We start from the raw sequence: 18,469 nt of genomic DNA on the forward strand, positions 1-18,469 counted from the left end.
CGGATGAGAACGTTTGTTGGTTTGCTGCTGTTCTTCGTAACCACCACTGCTTTCTCGCAAGAGATCTGGCATTTCCGCGCCACCATCGGCGTGGATGATGCCGTGCTGGGCAGACCCGGCGCAGCAATCTTCCGCGTGTTCGTGGGCGAGGAGAAGGTTTACGAAAGCCCCGTGATGAAACCGGGCGACAATCCCATCACGCTGCATGTTCCCTTAAAACGCGAGGATGTGCTGACGCTGGAGGTCGCCGACACTGGCGACGGCCACGGGGGCGACTGGGGCAACTGGTGCGACGCGCGCATCCAGGACGATTCGGGACAGACCACCATCTGGCTGAGCGACCTGAAGGAGCAGGTATTGCAGGAGTGGATTACCACGCGCAAAGACCGCAACATCGTGGGACAGCCGATGAAGCTGCGCGGGCGTGTCTACCTGCGGGGGCTGGGCACTATCTCTGGCTCGAAGATGCGCTATGTGGACTGGTACGAGCAGTGGCAACAGCGGGAGACTGAGCTGGACGCCGAGGAGCGCGCGGCGCAACAGCGGTTACAGTGGTTGCGCATCGAGGGCAACCTGCATGGTGCGCAGCTTCTGCGGAACGGCAAGATGGTGGAACGCCTGCCAATCACCGTCTCGCCCAACGACAGCATACAAATTCGGCTGACCAGCGTGAACGACAAGCCGCTGTTTTCACATCCCGTGTGGCGGGGCGTGCGGGCGCACACCGCACGGGGTACCGTGCTGTTAAGCCAGTGGATTCCCGACCGCATCCGATGGAACCTGTCCGCTGACGCTGGCGACCTGCCGGTTCTGGATGGTATGCCTTATGCGGGCATCTCATCCGCGCAAGGCGAGGTACAGGTGACGTATCGCCATCCGTTCAGCAACACCGCCCGATCACTTCCTGCGCCTCCACCTGCTGCACGGTATACCCTGAGCCTGTGGTGCGCGGTAAGGCAATCGCCGAGCGCGGCGCGCGCGACCAGCTATGTGGCGGTCTACGAAGGCGAGCATCTGCGGGCGCGCACCCCACTGCTAACCGCCAGCCGCGTCGTTCAGCTGTCGGCGGTGGCGCTGGATAGCAGCGCGCCACTGCGGGTTGTCATTGAAGTGGCAGGCGATGGCAATCTCGGTGACGAGGTGTATGTGGGCGGAACGGTGGCGGAGCGCAAAGGTTCTTATGCATTGCGCGTGACCAACCTTCCCTACCTGCTGGACAGAGCGGGACATGACGCAGTGCAGGTATACCACTTCCCGACTTCCGACATGAGAACGAGCACGAAGGAACTGCCGTCGGCGCGCGCAGCCTTCCGGATGCAGGCTCCCGCCGAGCTGATCTTTGACAGTTACGGGTCAGCACTGACAAGTATCGCCCGCGCTGAGCGACTCGTGCGTGAGGCGGAAACCCTGCTGAAAGCGGGCAAGACCGCCGAAGCGGCTGAACGTCTTGCCATCGCGTGGCGGCTGGACGACGAGAACCCGCACATCTATCGCCTGCGGGCACAAATGGCGAAGATTGCAGGTAGAGCCGACATCGAACTCAAAGCGTGGAAGCGGCTGGTCGAAATCTCCCGCGCCGACCTGCCCTTGCGCCGACAGGCTAAGCAGCGCATCGCGGAACTGTATCGCCAGCTGGACGACAACCGCCCTGAGTTTGAGTTTCGCCTGCCACCCCCGGCTCCACCCAACGCCGACATCGCCTCGCTGACACAGGGCATCGTGCGTCTGCACCTGAAGCCATCCGCGCCTGAAGACGATGTTCAAACGGGTGAGTTGCACTTTACCGTGCCGCGCGAACGCGATGCATGGTGGCTGCAGGGGCGCGTCGACACGCGAGGGCTGGCGGTTTCGGTGCAGTTGCAACAGCACGTTCGAGGGGAGTGGCAGACCGTCTGGTGCACGCCCGATGGCGAGCCACAGGGGTTCCCGCTGGTGGAGTACCAGACGGCGGCGGGGCGGTACCGCCTGCTAGTTCAGCACGACTCGACTCGCGACGGCGTCGAGGGCGCATTCCACCTTGCGCTGAGCTTGCGTCACCTGCCCCAGAAGCCAGACGCGCCGAGCCAGAAGTGGACATACCGTCTGCGCACCGACGGTTCCGCCGAGGTAGAGGTGGTCGCGTCTGGCGCTGTTGCGCTGCCAGTGCCCCTGACGGCGGACGAGTTAGTCGTTGAAGGAGCAAAATACTCGCTACTGCCTCCGGTGTATGAGTACCTCTCGCGACTGGAGTTGCGTCACGCGCAGGTGTTATTGCTGCATCCAACCGCCGACCAGGCAACGGTGCGCTTCCGCTGGCTGGACGCCGCTTACAACGTGCCGATGACCCGCTACGGTGGCGAACGCAAAGACCATTTTTATTTCCGCTCGCTGGCAGGGCTGGGCAAGGCGACGGGAGAGATAGATTTGGCCGTGCAGCTGCCGCAGGGCACAGCCGACCTCCAGCAGGTCATGCCCGAACCGCAGTCGCGGGATGTGTCCACTTTGAACTTCCGTGTGCCTTCCGACAGGGTGGTCATCGTTACTGCCAAACACCCGCAGCTGGACACGCGCTGGCTTACAGCCTCCTACCGACGCATGACCGTTCATATCCCTGACACGCCATTCTACCGCCGCTGGCTTCCGGAGTACCTCGCGCTGTTAATGCGTATCTACGACCGCGAGCGGCAGGTGGTCGGTGGCTATGAGCCAGAGGATGCGCTGTTCGTCTCGCTTACCGCGCCGGCGCAGCTGTCGGGTTATGGTGGAGCCACTTGGGGTGGCCCTCAATCCGAGACGTGGATTGCCTGCACGGGACGTGTGGGACCCTATAACCTGCGCTACGAAGCGGGAGGAGATGGCGTGGAAGCGCACGAGCTGAAATGGGTCTTCCTGAGCGGTGTCGGAGAGAATCTCCCCTACTGGCTACTCATGGGCGCGATTATCTGGATAGAAGAGCAGGGCAAGGTGGCGGGCGATACGGCGTATCCGGATATATGGTATCGCCGCTCGCTGCGTCCCGGGGCGCAGCAGTTCCGCAAGCGATATTCCGGACAGACAAATCCCATCTGGCTGCCGGAGAAGGAGTTTCGAGAGCGTTCTGCTGAGGAACGCATGTTGGGCGAAGCAATGATGCACAACGTACTGCATACCATCGCGCAACGCTACGGCGTGGGCGTGTGGGCAGAGCTGTTCCGCCAGAACCGCGCGGGAAAGCTCAACTTGAAAGACCTCCCCGAAAACGAAAAACACAGGCGTGTTGTGGACGCGCTCGTCCAGATTACCGGAGACCAGCAGATACGCGAAATGTTCCGTTCACTTGGTCTGAAGTAACGGGCGATGCTACCTATCCCACACGGCTTGCTGGCGTTCCTGCGCCTCCTTCGCCAGCAGCAGCGCGCTTTCGTACCGTCGGCGGTCAACCTTCCCCTGCTCTACCGCCTCTTTCACCGCGCAATCAGGCTCGGTGTCGTGCTGGCAGTCGGGGAAGTAACACTCGCCCAGATAAGGGCGTATCTCTGCGAAGGCTTGCCAGATGGTTTCGGCGTCCACTGCCCACAGCTCAAAGTTACGCATACCCGGCGTGTCTGCAATCCAGCTGTCCTCTCCCAGCCGGATAAGCTGCGCCAGGGTGGTGGTATGTCTGCCTTTGTGCGTGGTCTCGCCAACCTGCCCTACCTTCAGCCCCAGTCCGGGCTGCAGGGCGTTCAGGATGCTGCTCTTCCCCACCCCCGACGGTCCGCACACCGCAGCGATTTGTCCTCGCAGCCGTTCGCGCAGGTCGGCGATGCCGTCGCCCCGTGTCGCGCTCAGCCGCCACACTTCATAACCGCAGCGGGCATATACCTGCAGATGGTGTTCCGTCTGAGCCTCGATGGGCAGGTCGCACTTGTTCGCCACGATAACGGGATTCAATCCGTTCGCGTATGCAGCTACCAGAAACCTGTCCAGCTGCCAGGGGTCCAGGCGCGGCTCCAGTACCGAGAAGACAACCAGCAGCAGGTCGATGTTCGCCACGATAACCTGCACCTCTTTGGTGCGAGGGATGAAACGCACTACTGCCGAACGACGGGGTTCCACCTCGGTAATGACGCCCTGATGCGAGGTGGTGTAGTGGAACCACACCGTGTCCCCTACGGCGACGGGGTTGGTCAGTCGTTTGCGCTTTGCCAGAATCACGCGCGGGGCGCGGCTGGCGCTTTCGGTCATCACCAGCTCCTTTTTCAGGTTGCCCCGCAGGGTGCAGAGTACCTCATGCCCCTCATGAAAGACGGTATAGTTGCCCGCGCTGGCGCGGATGACGACACCCTTTAGCCTATGCGTTGTCGTTGTCATCGGTACGCCCTTCGCGATACCGTCGCACCGCCTCCGTGTAGACCTCTTTCAGCGTCACACCACACTCTGCGGCGCGCGCTGCACAGTCCGCATGCTCCGGCGAGGAGGTCACTTCCCTGCCGTTCCAGATGCCGATTTTCATCCGCACCTCTCCGTAACGGGTTTGCACCGTTTCCCACCGCCGTTCCAGACACAACCTCTGCCATCGGCTAAAGCGCGCCCCAAAAGTAGTGGTCTCACGGAAAAGAGTCTCCAGCAGGGCTATCTCCCTGCCGGGCTCACATAACACGCTCAGCTGCGTGGCGGGACGTCCATGCTTCATCACTATGGGAAGGTAATATACATCCATCGCTCCCGCTGCGAACAGCTTCTGCTGCACTGCGGGATACCACTCCGGATTCATATCGTCTATGTTGACCTCAATCAGCACCGTATCCTGTAGAGGCAGCTCTGGTACCGCCTCTCCCACGACCACCCTCAGCAGGTTCGGCCGCGACTCGAATCGCTTCTTGCCCGCGCCGTAACCCACTTGCTCTACCCTCATGCGAGGAAACCCACCGAATCTTCGCGCCAGAGTCACCATCAGGGCGGCTCCCGTTGGGGTTACCGTCTCACCCTGCACAGCGTCATCGGGGACCACTTCTACTCCTTGGGTCAGTTCCATCACCGCGGGCGGAGGTACCGGTATCACCCCGTGTGCCGCCTGAACAAACCCGCGCGACATCGGCAGAGGCGAACATTCCACCGCATCCACGCCGAGCACATCCAGCAACACACACACGCCCAGAATGTCGGCAATGGCATCTATTGCCCCGACTTCGTGGAAATGCACGCGCTCCAGCGTCGTACCGTGCACGCGTGCTTCCGCCTCCGCCAGCCGACGAAACACTGCGCCTGCCCACTGTTTTGCACGCACCGATGCTGTGCTTTGCTCGATAACCTCCAGCACGTCGGATAGATGGCGATGAGGTTGCGCCCCATCGCAGAGGATGGAAACGTCCGTCGCTTCTATTCCGTTAACGGTTGTTTTTTCGATACGGTAACTCCAGCCCTTCAGGGGCACACTATTCCACACCTCCTGCAACCTGTCCTCTGGCGCGCCTGCGTCGAGCAGTGCCCCCAGCGCCATATCGCCCGAGATACCGGAAAAGCAGTCGAAATAAGCGATTTTCATCCCCTCACCCGCGAATCTTGCCGTTGTCCGCGTGCTTGTTGTATGATACACTTAGCGACAGGAGGCAGTTTTCCCTTTTCGGAAGGAGGTCACCCATGAAAGGCTTGCAGTGGACGCAGATGGTTATCGTCGTCATAACGCTTCTCTGCACGACAGCGTCATCCGGACAGGAGGCCACAAAACAGTCATCGGATACCAAAGCGCCACAATCCTTTACCCGTACGGCATCCGCGGACCCCGCGCTCCCGCCTGTATCGATGCTCCTGAGGCTGCTGTCGCTGACCCCCGAGCAGGAGCAGAAACTTCGACAGGTCTATGCAGAGCATAACGCGAGCTATGCAGAAGTGCTTCAACAGAAAATCTCTGCGAAAGAGCGCCAGGAGAAGCTGCGTGACCTGCGCAGAAACCTTCAGAAGAAGCTGGAATCTGTGCTGACGCCTCAGCAGTTACAGAAGTTGCGCCAGATAGACCCCGAGTCGATGCTGGTGGACAGGCTCACTGTCGCTTTGAAACTCACCGAGGAGCAGAGCGACCAGCTGCTGCAAGTGATGCGTGAGCAGAGCGCGGGCATCCGTGCCATTGAAAAGCAGGCGCGGGAGGAAGGCTGGAGCGAACAACAGAAAAGGCAAAAGCTCGCGGAGTTGCGCAAACAAATAGACGAGAAGGTGAATAAAATCCTGACGGCGGAGCAACAGCAGAAGCTCCGGCAAATCCTGCAGGGCGAGGCGGGAAAACCGGTAACGCCCTCCAATGAGGAGCAGAAGCCATCACCATAGACCCGGCGCCATTTGACGAAATCACGTAAACAACTTATAATGATGTCCAGTAACTACAAGGAGGATTGTCAGTGGGTATGACGACTCATTTCACATTGACCCAGGCGGATATTCCGACGCACTGGTATAACATTCTCACCGACCTGCCGGAGCCTCTGCCACCACCTCTGCATCCGGCTACTCACCAACTCATCAAACCGGATGACATGTTCCCCATCTTCCCGGAGAATCTGGTGATGCAAGAGTTCAGTCCGGAGCGCTGGGTGGAGATTCCGGAGCCGGTTCGGGAAGTATATGCGCTGTGGCGACCTACCCCCCTGCTGCGTGCTGTCCGGCTGGAAAAGGCTCTGCAAACTCCTGCACATATCTACTACAAGTATGAAGGCGTCAGCCCGGCCGGCAGCCACAAGCCCAATACCGCCGTTGCTCAGGCGTATTACAACAAGGTAGCGGGAATGGAACGCCTGGCAACCGAAACGGGTGCGGGACAGTGGGGGTCTGCGCTGGCTTTCGCTTGCCGTCTGTTTGGTCTGCAATGCACCGTGTACATGGTAAAGGTCAGTTACTACCAGAAGCCTTACCGCAAGATGATGATGGAAACATGGGGCGCGACCGTTTACCCCAGCCCCAGTGACCAAACCGAGTTCGGGCGCAAGCTGCTCAAAGAGGATCTCGATTGCCCCGGTAGTCTGGGAATCGCGATCAGCGAGGCAATAGAGGACACGGTGCGGTCGAAGAACACACGGTACTCACTGGGGAGCGTGTTGAACCACGTCTGCCTGCATCAAACGGTGATAGGGCTGGAAGCCCTGAAGCAGATGGAGATGGCAGGTGAGGAGCCGGATGTGATTATCGGTTGCGTCGGCGGCGGCAGCAACTTCGCCGGTCTGGCGTTTCCGTTCGTGCGCCAGAAAATCACGGAAGGCAAACAGTACCGCGTGGTGGCGGTGGAACCAAGCGCGTGCCCCTCGATGACGAAGGGCGAACTGCGCTACGATTTCGGGGACACGGCAATGACCACTCCCCTGCTGTGGATGTACACACTGGGACATGACTTCATGCCGCCCAAGATCCACGCCGGAGGCTTGCGCTATCACGGCATGGCGCCGCTGGTGAGCCATCTGTACAATCTGGGGCTGATCGAGGCGGTTGCCTATCCCCAGACGAAGGTGTTCGAGGCAGCGGTAACCTTTGCCCGCACGGAGGGCATCATTCCCGCACCGGAATCGGCACACGCCGTACGCGCAGCGTTCGATGAAGCCATCCAGGCGCGTGAAGCGGGCGAAAAGAAGGTCATCCTGTTCAACCTTTCCGGTCACGGGATGCTGGACCTTACTGCCTACGAAGCATACCTGTCCGGCTCGTTGCAGGACGTATAGCGTGCGTGATTCTGGAGGGCAAGGCTCTGTCCATTTAGCATACAAGCGTTCTGGTGCATCGCGGACGCTGGTTACGACAGAGCATGTCCCTCCGACTCTGTACATCTCTCAGGAGGCACTGGAATGACGGAAATGCAAATGGTGTTGATTGTGTGTGACGCGGGTGTGACGCATCGGGTAAAGGAAATCATTGACGAAGCAGGCGCGCCGGGTTATACGGTACTGCAAGATGCCACAGGAAAAGGTGAAAGCGGTCCGCGCGAGAACACTCCCATCTGGCCCGGTTTAAACAGCGTGGTTTTGTGTGCCGTTCCTTCGCATTGCGTACCGAGGATCCGCGAAGGGCTGGATGTTCTGCGCAAACAGCGCAGCGCACGCCATTTACCCCTCAAAATGTTTGTGTGGAACCTCGACGAGATAGGCTGAGTGCACAGCGGGCGAGGCTCCTGCCGAGTCGGTAGCCAGCGCCACTTCTGTATGCACGGCACGGACGCGTTATCCACTACAGGTTTTGCACAATATCGTATCTCGCCTGAAGTTCACGTCATCCCGCTCAGGAAAGTCCATCAGGGTATGTAAGCCGCGGCTCTCATGCCTGCGCAGTGCACATTGCACAATCAGGTTGCCCACCATAGCGAGGTTCCAATCCTCCCATGCTTCCACCCGTTGAGGAGCCTTTTGCATCGCAGCCTGAGCCTGCTGCTCGATGCGTAGCAACATCCGCGCCGCCTCTTCCAGAGATGCCAATCTGCGCACGATGCCTACCTTCTCGTGCATGACCAGATGTAACCGGTGGCGGATAGCTTCTTGTTCCACCTCGTCCGGAACACCGCTTGCCAGAGAGAGGGCTTCCAGTGTGGGCACATGGTCGGCTTGGGGCAGGCTCCAACCCACCTCCAGTGCATGGAGTGCGGCGCGATCGGCGAACACCAGAGCCTCCAGCAGGCTGTTGCTGGCAAGGCGGTTTGCACCGTGTACGCCCGTACAGGCGACTTCGCCTGCTGCATAAAGGCGGGGGATTGAAGTCCTGCCGTGCAGGTCGGTTTGCACGCCGCCGCACATGTAATGTGCCGCAGGCACAACGGGTATCCACTCCCTTGCCATATCGATGCCCACGCTCTGCAGCCTGCTGTAGATCACAGGAAACCGCTGGCGCAGAAACTCCTCCGGGCGGTGAGTGATGTCCAGATACACGCATGGGATGCCAAGCCGCTTCATCTCGGCATCGATGGCACGCGCCACCACGTCGCGCGGCGCAAGGTCTTTCATCGGATGATACTTCTCCATGAAGGGCGTGCCATCGGGCAAACGCAACACCGCTCCCTCGCCGCGCACGGCTTCGGAGATAAGGAAGCTGCGCGCACCAGAGTGGTACAGGGTGGTGGGATGAAACTGCATGAACTCCATGTTAGCGATGCACGCGCCTGCTCGCCATGCCATGCCAATGCCGTCGCCGGTCGCAATGGGCGGGTTCGTGGTATGCGGATACACCTGTCCACAGCCGCCTGTTGCCAGCAGCACCGCCCGCGCGAAAAACGCCTCTGGTTCGTCGGAATGGGTATTCAGCACCCACACCCCGACGCACTCTCCGTCACGGACGATGAGGTCTAAGGCGAAGAAGTGTTCGTAGATGGCGATGCGCGGATGGTGGCGAGTGGCTTCCAGCAGGGTGCGCTCGACCTCCCAGCCCGTCTGGTCGGCATAGTGCACGATGCGATTGCGCGAGTGTCCTCCCTCGCGTCCCAGAGCCAGCACGGGGTTGCCGTGCGCGTCTCGCTCCATGTCGAAACGCGCGCCCAATTCTATCAGGCGACGGATTTGGGCAGGACCTTCCTGCACCAGCACGCGCACCGCATCCTCATGGCACAGCCCCGCCCCCGCGTTCAACGTGTCCTGAGCGTGCAGTTCAAACGTATCTTCCGGCGACAGCACCCCCGCGATGCCACCCTGCGCATAGTTGGTGTTGGACTCGCTGCGCTCCTTCTTAGTGATGACCAGCACTTCCGCCTGCTCCGCCACACGCAGGGCGAAGGTTAGACCTGCGATTCCGCTGCCAATCACGATAAAATCGGTAGTGTGAGCTACCATGTCAACCTTTTCAACCCCCGGCAGATAGTATCAGCATTTTACCCCTGGTCTTGCCGTCAAAAATACCGCGGATGGTCCACATCACTCGCACCACCTCTCTTTGATTGTACTATACCTGTTGCCAATTCGATTTGGTATTCGTATAATAACGTCAAAGACGGTGCAAGGAGTTTCGGAGAATATGTATGTGACGATAGAGGTCCTCTGTATTCTTTTGCTGGCGCTGCTGGCGGTAGAGGCAACAGCACAATCTATGCGCTATCCGGAGACGAAGAAGGTCGATGTGGTAGACGACTATCACGGCACTCTCGTGCCTGACCCTTACCGCTGGCTGGAAGATACCGACTCTTCCGAAACAAAGGCGTGGATTGATGCACAAAACGCTCTGACACTGCCCTACTTGCGCAACCTGCCTCATCGCGAACCGCTACAACGCATCCTCACCCGACGATGGAACTACGCGCGGTATGGCATCCCGTTCAAACGGGGCAGGCGCTACTTCTATTTTAAGAACGACGGGCTACAGAATCAGTCTGTGCTCTACTGGCAGCCGACACTGAAGGGCAAACCGCGTGTGTTGCTCGACCCGAACCTGCTCTCACCCGATGGCACGGTATCGGTCTTCAGCGTATCCGTCTCGGACAATGGGCGCTGGCTCGCCTACGGATTGTCGGATGCTGGCTCCGATTGGCAAACAATCCGCGTGCGGTCGGTGGAAACGGGAGAGGACCTGCCTGACGAGCTGCGCTGGGTAAAGTTCTCCAGCATCGCATGGACAAAGGATGGTAAGGGCTTTTTCTACTGCCGCTATCCCGAACCGCCCAAGAACTCTAACCCGATGTGGCATCCCAACCTGAATCAGAAGGTCTACTATCACCGGCTCGGCACGCCGCAATCGCAAGACCTGCTCATCCTGGAACGACCGGACCAGCCTGAATGGCGGTTCTCCATCGTGGTGAGTGAGGATGGACGATACGCCGTGGTGGGGGTTACCGAAGCCGGACCTAAAAACCTGGTCTATGTGATCGACCTGCAGCGTCCGAACCAGCCCCAGGTGCAGGCTCCGGCGCAACCTTTGATAGACCGTTTTGAAGCATCCTATCAGTTTTTAGGCAACGATGGCACGCTCTTCTACTTCCGCACCGACCTCGATGCACCGCGTGGCAAGGTCATCGCCATTGACCTGCGTCAGCCCGACAGGACACACTGGAAGCAAATCCTGCCTGAAGGCGAAGACACTTTGCAGGCAGTGACGCTTATGGGCAAACAGATGGCGGTGGTTACCCTGCACAACGCGACCAGCAGGGTACAAATCTACACCCTCAAGGGCGATTTCGTGAAAGAAATCCCTCTGCCCACACTGGGCACGTGCAGCGGCTTTGTCGGCAGACGCAATCAGGACGAGTTCTTCTACGGATTTACCTCGTTTGTGTATCCTTACACTATCTACCGGTACGATGCCCGCACTGGCGAAAGCACCGTCTTTCACGCACCTCACATAGAGGGACTGGAGCCAATACAGTACGAGACGAAACAGGTGTGGTACCGCAGCAAAGATGGTACGCGTGTGCCGATGTTTATCACTCATCGCAAAGGCTTGCAACTCAACGGCGAGAACCCGGTTCTGCTCACTGGATATGGGGGGTTCAATATCTCGATCACTCCCCATTTCTCTGTGAGTAACCTCGTGTGGTTGGAACAGGGAGGCGTTCTGGCAGTGCCCAACCTGCGCGGGGGCGGCGAATTCGGTGAGGAGTGGCACCAGGCGGGTACAAAAGAGCGCAAGCAGAACGTTTTTGACGACTTCATCGCCGCGGCGGAGTACCTGATAGACCGTCGCTATACCAGCCCACGCAAACTGGCGATTCGTGGAGGATCCAACGGCGGGTTGCTGGTGGGCGCGGTGATGTGCCAGCGACCCGACCTGTTCGCAGTTGCCCTGCCCGCTGTCGGTGTCATGGACATGCTGCGCTACCACAAATTTACGATTGGCTCGGCGTGGAAAGAGGATTACGGTACCAGCGACGACCCGCAGATGTTCAGGGCGCTGTACGCATACTCGCCTCTGCATAACCTGAAACCAGGTGTGCGCTATCCCGCCACGCTCATCACCACCGGCGACCACGATGACCGGGTGATGCCGGCCCATTCCTTCAAGTTCGCGGCGAGACTGCAGGAGGTGCAGGCAGGAGACGCTCCTGTGCTCATCCGAATCCAGACTCGTGTCGGACACGGCGCGGGAAAACCGACCTCCCTGGTGATTGAGGAGGAAGCAGACGTGCTGGCATTTGCCATGTACCATCTCGGCATGGAGGTACCCAAGGAGTGATTATCGACATGCACACCCATATCGGCGACCTGCGCTCCCCGAGCAACATGCATCGCAAACCGATTACCATTGAAGACCTGATAGCCCGCCTGAATGACGAAGGCATCGTTAAAGCGGTTCTGCTCCCATGGCCAGCCTCACCCGATGATGTGCAGTTTCCCGGGCTTTTCCAGCCCCAGCCCGATGTCATATCTCAAGTCCGAGCAGCCCGTCGCTATCCCGAGCGAATCATTCCCTTTGGCAACGTAGACCCCCGGTGGGGGGGAAACAGTTCTAAAACAGATTTTTCGTGGCTCTTCCAGCGATTCGTGGAGATGGGTTATGTGGGCATTGGCGAAATCAGCGCAAACCTGCTCTACGACGATCCCCGCGTGGTGAACCTGTTCCACCAGTGCGGAGAATGGCAGTTCCCTGTGACCATTCACGCTACCGGTTTTGCCGAGGGGCAGTACGGACTGATCGACGAGCCGGGCTCGCCTCACCTGCTGAACCTGGTGCAACAGTCTCCTGACACCATCATCATCGGGCACGGACCGGGTTTCTGGGCGCAAATCAGCGCGGATGTCAGCCCCGCCGACCTGCTCGGCTACCCAAAGGGGCCCGTCCGAGGCGAGGGAATGATTCCGAAGCTGTTGCGCGACTTTCCCAACCTGTATGCGGACATCTCTGCAGGTAGCGGCTACAATGCGCTTACCCGCGACCCCGATTACGGCATTCGATTCCTGAACGAGTTTCAGGATAAACTGATATTTGGTACCGATGTGTGCTTTGCAGACGAGGAAGGGCGAATGCCTCACCTGAACTACCTGAAGGAACGTCTCGCCAGCGGCGACATCTCCCAGGAGGTTTTTGATAAAATCACGTACAGGAACGCGCTGAAAGTGCTGAAACGCTGGAGCAGTGAGCGCTAAGCCCCGTGTCACGAATACAGGTTCACCTTGAAGACGATGCATGAACAGATGCCTCCGTACCAACTGAAAGCGGCTTACTGGTTGCCGCCTGACGCCCTCGTCCTTCTGGAAGAAAATGCGGCTGTTCGGGCTTTTGGCAGCAGGCAGGGGTTGCTGTGGGTGGATATTACAGCGCACGATACGCGGGCGGCTGCGATGCTTTTGAGACAGACTTTCCACTTCCATCCCTTAGCGGTGGAAGATGCCCTCAGCCCCTACGAACGCCCCGCCCTTCAACGGCATGAAGACGTGCTATTCCTGACGGCTCACGCAGTGCAGCAACAAAACGGTGAGGAAGTCTACACGGAGGTGGGTTTCTTTCTGGGGAAACACTTCCTGGTGACCGTGCATACCGAACCCGTGCCGCTGATAGAACACTGGTTCGGGCGGTGGACATCACAGCCTGAGAAAGTAGGCAGGACTTCCGCTCACCTGTTGCATCTCCTGCTCGACGCGATCGTCGACGAGTACTTCCCGCTCGGGGATACGCTGGAAGAGAAATCGGACGACCTGGAGGACGCTATCTTCGCGGGCAGCAGCGACGTACAGGTTGCGGATATCCTGCGGGTGAAGCGCAGATTACTGGAGATGCGCCAGCATATCACCCCTCTGCGTGACATCCTAAATGCGCTCTTGCGTCGCGATATGGAACTAATCCCCGACGAGGTGGTTCCCTACCTGCAGGATGTTTACGACCATACCCTGCGCATTGCAGAGCTGGCTGACCTCAACCGTGACATCCTTGCCGGTGTGCTTGACGCCTACCTTTCGGTGGTCTCCAATCGGCTGAACGAGGTCATGCGCATCCTCACCGTCATTTCCACCGTGCTGATGTCTGCTGCACTCATCGCTGGCATCTATGGCATGAACTTCGACTACATGCCCGAACTGCAGTGGAAAGCGGGCTATCCCTTTGCAGGCGCAATGATGCTATTGGTAGCCGTGGTGGAACTATACATTTTCAAACGCAAGGGGTGGTTATAGAAGCATGGTACGGTACGTGTTATCGCGCCTGCTGCAGGCAATACCCACCCTGCTACTCATCTCTTTCCTCACCTTCATCATGGGCTACCTCGCACCAGGCGACCCTATCCGCATGATTCTGGGAGAGCGTTCCGACCCGCAGGCGGTGGCGCAGGTACGTCGTGAGCTGGGGCTGGACCAGCCGTGGTGGATGCAGTATGGACGGTTTGTCTGGAACGCGGTGCGTGGGGATTTCGGCATCTCGCTGTATAACCGGCGACCCGTCGGCGACATCATCCGCGAGTCGTTTCCTGCAACCGCCACTCTGGCAGTACTGGCAATCCTGCTGGCGATAACCGTTGGCATACCGGCGGGCGTCGTGGCGGCGGTCTGGCATAATCGTCTCCCCGACCGGCTCAGCATGGCAGGCGTGGTGCTGGGCATCTCCGTGCCCAATTTCGTGCTGGCGACGCTACTCATTTTGCTGGTGTCAGTGCGGCTGGGCTGGCTTCCCGTAGCGGGCTGGGGTGCGCCGGAGTATGTAGTGTTGCCGGTGCTGGTGCTGGCAGCGCGACCTTCGGCAAGCATCGCGCGCTTCACCCGCACATCCATGCTGGAAGTGCTGCAGCAGGACTACATCCGTACCGCCCGCGCCAAAGGCGTACCCGAACCCTTTGTCATCTTCAAACATGCCCTGCCCAACGCCCTGTTACCGGTGGTCACGGTCATCGGCAATGCCTTTGGCTATCTGTTAACGGGCTCGTTCATTGTGGAGACAGTGTTCGCCGTGCCTGGTGTGGGATACAAATCGATCGAAGCGATTCTGCGCCGTGACTATCCCGTCATTCAGGCAACAACGCTGTTGTTCGCGTTTCTGTTTATCGCGGTGAACCTGCTGGTAGACATTCTGTATACGCGGTTAGACCCGAGAGTACGACTCCGTGCGTAAAAGGGAGGAGGTACATTCCATGCAAGTAGCATCCATCACTGGCAAAAGGCAGGCACAGCTGGTGGAGCGCGAAACGCCCCACGCATGGGGCGACGTGGTGGTAGTCAAAATCCACAAGACCCCCATGTGCACCGAATACAAACTGTATCGCGATGGGCACGTCACCGACGTGCTTGGGCACGAAGCGGCAGGAGAGGTGGTAGAAGTCGCACAGCCGGGCAGAGTGAAGGTGGGCGACCGCGTGGTCGTGATGCCACAGTATCCATGCGGAACCTGCAGATACTGCCTCGCGGGCGACTACGTGTACTGTCTGAACAATCTGGACATCCTGAAACTCACCGGCAACAGCGCAGGCACCGCAACTTATGCGCAGTATATCCTCAAGCAAGACTGGCTGCTCATCCCTATACCTGATGACATGTCCACTGAACATGCAAGCATGGCATGTTGCGGACTGGGACCCACGTTCGGCGCGATGCAACGCCTGAACATTAACGCCTATGACACTGTGTTAATCACCGGTATGGGACCGGTAGGATTGGGGGGCGTAGTCAACGCCATGTACAGGGGCGCGAAGGTCATTGCGGTAGAACCGCATCCCTATCGCCGGAATCTCGCGCTGGAGCTCGGAGCTGCTGCGGCAATAGACCCCAACGACCCCACTGCGATGCAGCAGATTCTGAACCTGACAGACGGTAAAGGTGTGGACAAGGCGGTGGAATGCGCCGGAACGCCGGAGGCGCAACGTTTCATGATAAACGCCGTACGCCGGCGCGCACAGGTAGCTTTCGTCGCAGAGGCAGGCGAGTTCACCGTACACGTGAGCAACGACCTGCTGCGCAAGGGGCTGGTGGTACATGGCATCTGGCACTGGAATCTTGCCGATACTCCACGTATGATGCAGACCATCCGCGCGATGGGACACCTGCTGGACAAGATGATCACGCACCGCTTTCCACTAAGCCGTGTACAGGACGCCTGGGAATTGCAGCTGGCGGGCGACTGTGGAAAGGTAATGCTCTATCCGTGGGGTGATCCCGCCTGATGTGGCGTGAGTGGAAGCGACATCCGCTGGCGCTGGCGTCGCTGGCGTACTTGTGTTTCGTGGCGGCAATTGCCCTGTTCGCACCCATTATCGCGCCCTATCGCTACGACGCGCAGGACGCTTCGGCGGTACTGCAGCCGCCGTCCGATGTACACCTTCTGGGCACCGACGAGCTGGGACGTGACGTGTTCAGCCGTCTGGTGTACGGGGCGCGAGTGTCGCTCACGGTGGTGCTACAGGTCGAACTGCTGGAGGTGCTTATCGGCGTGACGCTGGGCTTACTGGCAGGATACTTTCGCGGCAGGTGGGATACCGTCATCATGCGCTTCACCGATATGATGTTCGCCTTCCCCGACATCCTGCTGGCGATACTGATAGTGGCGATACTGGGACCGGGCTTGCATAACGTGTTCATCGCTCTTGCACTCACGGGCTGGCCCAGCATGGCGCGGGTGGTACGTTCGCAAACGCTCGCCCTGCGGGAACGCGAATTTGTGGAAGCCGCCCGCGCCATCGGGCTGAGTCATTTCCGAATCCTGTGGCGACACATCCTGCCCAACCTGTTACCGACGATCGTGGTGGCGGTGACGGTGGACTCGGCGGGCGTCGTACTGGCGGAGAGCGCGCTCAGCTTCTTGGGATTAGGGGCGCAACCGCCGACACCTTCGTGGGGGCGGATGATTGATGACGCTCGTCAGCTCATGCGCAGCCACCCGATGTTGCTGGTCTACCCGGCGGTCATGCTGTCGCTCACAGTGATGGCATTGAACTTTCTCGGCGACGGCTTACGCGATATCTGGGACCCCCGGAGACAAAGACACTGACAAGGCGGCGTGAACCCACCCATCCGAGACTGGACGGCGCGGCAACAATCACGCTTGACGAACCATGACTCTTCTCGCTATGATGGTGGTGCAGAGACACGTGCAAAAGGAGTTACCATGTCTACCACATTAACCGCTATCAGCCAGCACCTGTTTATCCATCGCGGTGCGGTGAACGTTGGCGTCATCCATCGTGGTGAAGAGGCGTTGCTTATCGACGTTGGAGATGGCTCCGTGATGGACACACTCGAAGGGTGTGGCATCCGCTGGGTGGACGGCGTGCTGTTCACCCATCACCACCGCGACCAGGCGTACGGTGCGCCTCGTGTGCTGGCTGGAGGTGGCTGGACAGGTGCCCCGGAGGCAGAACGTGCGCTGTTTGAGGAGGTAGATGCCTACTGGAGCGACCCCAAAAACCGCTGGCATGTATACCACTTCCATCCCCAGAACGTGCTTACCGAACCTGTGCCGATACATCGCACCTTCGTCGATAGCGATACGCTGAAATGGATGCCTGCCCGCATCACCGCCCTGCATACCCCGGGTCATACCGACGGTAGCGTGACCTACCTGCTGGATGTGGATGGACAGCGCATCGCTTTCTGCGGCGACCTGATATTCGATGAGGGACAGATAGTGGATTTATACAGCCTGCAAAAGGGGTTCGGTGGGTTGAGCGACTACCACGGTTTTATGAGCGCATGGCGCGAGATGATTGCCAGCCTGCGCCGCATCGAATCGGCAGGCGCGACGGTGCTCGTCCCCTCACATGGTAACATCATCCGCGACCCCAGAAGCGCGATAGACCTGCTGGAAGCCCGTCTGCACGCTCTCTACGAGAACTACCTCTCCACATCCGCGCTGTGGTACTACTTCCCCGACCTGCTGCGTGAGCAGTCTTCCACCGCAAAGCCTGTTGCCGTCGCTCCTTCCCTGCCCACTCCGCCCTTCTTGCACCACGTGGGAACCAGCTGGATGGTACGAAGCGACAGCGGTCACCTGCTGGTGATGGACTGTGGCTGTGAGGAGGTCATCCAGCAGGTGGAGAACTGGCTGTCTTTGGGTGAGGTGAAATCGTTAGATGCGCTCTGGATAACCCATTACCACGATGACCACGTGGACTGCATTCCCCAATTTCGGCAGCATTTCGGTTGCCCCGTCATCGCTGAAGAATCGGTAGCGCAGGTGGTGGCTCAACCCGATGCATGGCGACTGCCGTGTCTTTCCCCGTTTGCCATATCGGTAGACCGTGTGGTGAAGCACGGTGACTCGTGGCGATGGCAGGAGTTTACCCTGACCGCTTACCACTTCCCGGGGCAGAGCCTGTACCACAGCGGACTGCTGGTGGAAGGTCATGGTCTGCGCCTCTTCTTTTGCGGCGACTCGCTGACACCGACCGGACTGGATGATTACTGCGCCTTCAACCGCAACCTGCTGGGCGAAGGTGTGGGCTACGATTTCTGCCTGCAGCTGCTGGAAAATATACATCCTGATATGCTTTTCAACTGTCATGTGGACACGCCTTTCGCTCCGTCGCCTGCCCACCTGAAGAGGTGGCGTGAGACCTTGAGGGAGCGGGTATCTTTGCTGAAAGACCTTCTTCCCTACGATGACCCGAACGAGGGCGTGGACCCCTTCAGAGCCAGTGACAGGTGGGCATCTTGACTTGCCCGCCCTACCA

The 18,469-nt window shown here is 59.2% G+C and carries 14 protein-coding genes; 11 read left to right on the forward strand and 3 right to left on the reverse strand.

The features are described from left to right. Positions 1 to 3: 3 nt before the first annotated feature. The gene (locus K6U75_06500; protein ID MCL6474685.1) at positions 4 to 3,309 is read left to right on the forward strand and encodes an NPCBM/NEW2 domain-containing protein; all 3,306 of its coding nucleotides are present in this window, start codon (positions 4 to 6) and stop codon (positions 3,307 to 3,309) included. Positions 3,310 to 3,318: 9 nt separating this feature from the next. Here K6U75_06500 and rsgA read toward each other — a convergent pair whose 3' ends face one another. Both rsgA and larC read right to left on the reverse strand, forming a co-directional pair. Continuing rightward, complete coding sequence (gene rsgA, locus K6U75_06505) at positions 3,319 to 4,311, reverse strand: ribosome small subunit-dependent GTPase A (protein MCL6474686.1); 993 nt, start codon at positions 4,309 to 4,311, stop codon at positions 3,319 to 3,321. After that, positions 4,292 to 5,485: a nickel pincer cofactor biosynthesis protein LarC gene (larC, locus tag K6U75_06510; GenBank protein ID MCL6474687.1), complete on the reverse strand. Its 1,194-nt coding sequence runs from the start codon at positions 5,483 to 5,485 to the stop codon at positions 4,292 to 4,294. Before larC ends, rsgA begins: the two co-directional genes overlap by 20 nt. Positions 5,486 to 5,580: 95 nt before the next feature. On the opposite strand from larC, the gene K6U75_06515 reads away from it, so the two are divergent. From K6U75_06515 to K6U75_06525, 3 genes are all read left to right on the forward strand, one after another. Beyond that, the gene (locus K6U75_06515; protein ID MCL6474688.1) at positions 5,581 to 6,261 is read left to right on the forward strand and encodes a hypothetical protein; all 681 of its coding nucleotides are present in this window, start codon (positions 5,581 to 5,583) and stop codon (positions 6,259 to 6,261) included. A gap of 77 nt (positions 6,262 to 6,338) precedes the next feature. After that, a complete protein-coding gene (locus K6U75_06520) occupies positions 6,339 to 7,640 on the forward strand; it encodes a TrpB-like pyridoxal phosphate-dependent enzyme (protein ID MCL6474689.1) in 1,302 nt (433 codons plus the stop codon). Between the two features lie 123 nt (positions 7,641 to 7,763). Beyond that, positions 7,764 to 8,066 (forward strand): hypothetical protein, encoded by a 303-nt coding sequence (locus K6U75_06525; GenBank protein ID MCL6474690.1) that lies wholly within the window; start codon positions 7,764 to 7,766, stop codon positions 8,064 to 8,066. A 69-nt stretch (positions 8,067 to 8,135) separates the two neighbouring features. Here the strand turns inward: K6U75_06525 and nadB are convergent, their stop codons facing one another. Continuing rightward, positions 8,136 to 9,728, reverse strand: coding sequence for an L-aspartate oxidase (nadB, locus tag K6U75_06530; GenBank protein ID MCL6474691.1), 1,593 nt, complete (start codon positions 9,726 to 9,728; stop codon positions 8,136 to 8,138). Positions 9,729 to 9,981: 253 nt separating this feature from the next. On the opposite strand from nadB, the gene K6U75_06535 reads away from it, so the two are divergent. From K6U75_06535 to K6U75_06565, 7 genes are all read left to right on the forward strand, one after another. Continuing rightward, positions 9,982 to 12,057 carry a prolyl oligopeptidase family serine peptidase gene (locus K6U75_06535; protein ID MCL6474692.1) on the forward strand — a complete coding sequence of 692 codons (2,076 nt, stop codon included), beginning with the start codon at positions 9,982 to 9,984 and terminating at the stop codon, positions 12,055 to 12,057. Next, positions 12,054 to 12,968 (forward strand): amidohydrolase family protein, encoded by a 915-nt coding sequence (locus K6U75_06540; GenBank protein MCL6474693.1) that lies wholly within the window; start codon positions 12,054 to 12,056, stop codon positions 12,966 to 12,968. The genes K6U75_06535 and K6U75_06540 overlap by 4 nt, the downstream gene beginning before the upstream one ends. Positions 12,969 to 13,016: 48 nt before the next feature. After that, positions 13,017 to 13,991, forward strand: a complete 975-nt coding sequence (gene corA / locus K6U75_06545; GenBank protein ID MCL6474694.1) for a magnesium/cobalt transporter CorA — start codon at positions 13,017 to 13,019, stop codon at positions 13,989 to 13,991. Positions 13,992 to 13,995: 4 nt separating this feature from the next. After that, complete coding sequence (locus tag K6U75_06550; GenBank protein ID MCL6474695.1) at positions 13,996 to 14,919, forward strand: ABC transporter permease; 924 nt, start codon at positions 13,996 to 13,998, stop codon at positions 14,917 to 14,919. A gap of 19 nt (positions 14,920 to 14,938) precedes the next feature. Then, positions 14,939 to 15,964, forward strand: a complete 1,026-nt coding sequence (locus K6U75_06555; GenBank protein MCL6474696.1) for a zinc-binding dehydrogenase — start codon at positions 14,939 to 14,941, stop codon at positions 15,962 to 15,964. Then, positions 15,964 to 16,788, forward strand: a complete 825-nt coding sequence (locus K6U75_06560; protein MCL6474697.1) for an ABC transporter permease — start codon at positions 15,964 to 15,966, stop codon at positions 16,786 to 16,788. Before K6U75_06555 ends, K6U75_06560 begins: the two co-directional genes overlap by 1 nt. 117 nt (positions 16,789 to 16,905) lie before the next feature. Beyond that, complete coding sequence (locus tag K6U75_06565; GenBank protein ID MCL6474698.1) at positions 16,906 to 18,453, forward strand: MBL fold metallo-hydrolase; 1,548 nt, start codon at positions 16,906 to 16,908, stop codon at positions 18,451 to 18,453. The last annotated feature ends 16 nt before the right edge of the window (positions 18,454 to 18,469 follow it).

The organism is Bacillota bacterium (assembly GCA_023511455.1).
Lineage (GTDB): Bacteria > Armatimonadota > HRBIN16 > HRBIN16 > HRBIN16 > HRBIN16.

Bases quoted from the DNA above. Each gene is read 5' to 3' on its own strand.
- K6U75_06500 (MCL6474685.1), top strand. From the start codon at position 4: ATGAGAACGTTTGTTGGTTTGCTGCTGTTCTTCGTAACCACCACTGCT.
- rsgA (MCL6474686.1), bottom strand. From the start codon at position 4,311: ATGACAACGACAACGCATAGGCTAAAGGGTGTCGTCATCCGCGCCAGC.
- larC (MCL6474687.1), bottom strand. From the start codon at position 5,485: ATGAAAATCGCTTATTTCGACTGCTTTTCCGGTATCTCGGGCGATATG.
- K6U75_06515 (MCL6474688.1), top strand. From the start codon at position 5,581: ATGAAAGGCTTGCAGTGGACGCAGATGGTTATCGTCGTCATAACGCTT.
- K6U75_06520 (MCL6474689.1), top strand. From the start codon at position 6,339: ATGACGACTCATTTCACATTGACCCAGGCGGATATTCCGACGCACTGG.
- K6U75_06525 (MCL6474690.1), top strand. From the start codon at position 7,764: ATGACGGAAATGCAAATGGTGTTGATTGTGTGTGACGCGGGTGTGACG.
- nadB (MCL6474691.1), bottom strand. From the start codon at position 9,728: ATGGTAGCTCACACTACCGATTTTATCGTGATTGGCAGCGGAATCGCA.
- K6U75_06535 (MCL6474692.1), top strand. From the start codon at position 9,982: ATGCGCTATCCGGAGACGAAGAAGGTCGATGTGGTAGACGACTATCAC.
- corA (MCL6474694.1), top strand. From the start codon at position 13,017: ATGCCTCCGTACCAACTGAAAGCGGCTTACTGGTTGCCGCCTGACGCC.
- K6U75_06550 (MCL6474695.1), top strand. From the start codon at position 13,996: ATGGTACGGTACGTGTTATCGCGCCTGCTGCAGGCAATACCCACCCTG.
- K6U75_06555 (MCL6474696.1), top strand. From the start codon at position 14,939: ATGCAAGTAGCATCCATCACTGGCAAAAGGCAGGCACAGCTGGTGGAG.
- K6U75_06560 (MCL6474697.1), top strand. From the start codon at position 15,964: ATGTGGCGTGAGTGGAAGCGACATCCGCTGGCGCTGGCGTCGCTGGCG.
- K6U75_06565 (MCL6474698.1), top strand. From the start codon at position 16,906: ATGTCTACCACATTAACCGCTATCAGCCAGCACCTGTTTATCCATCGC.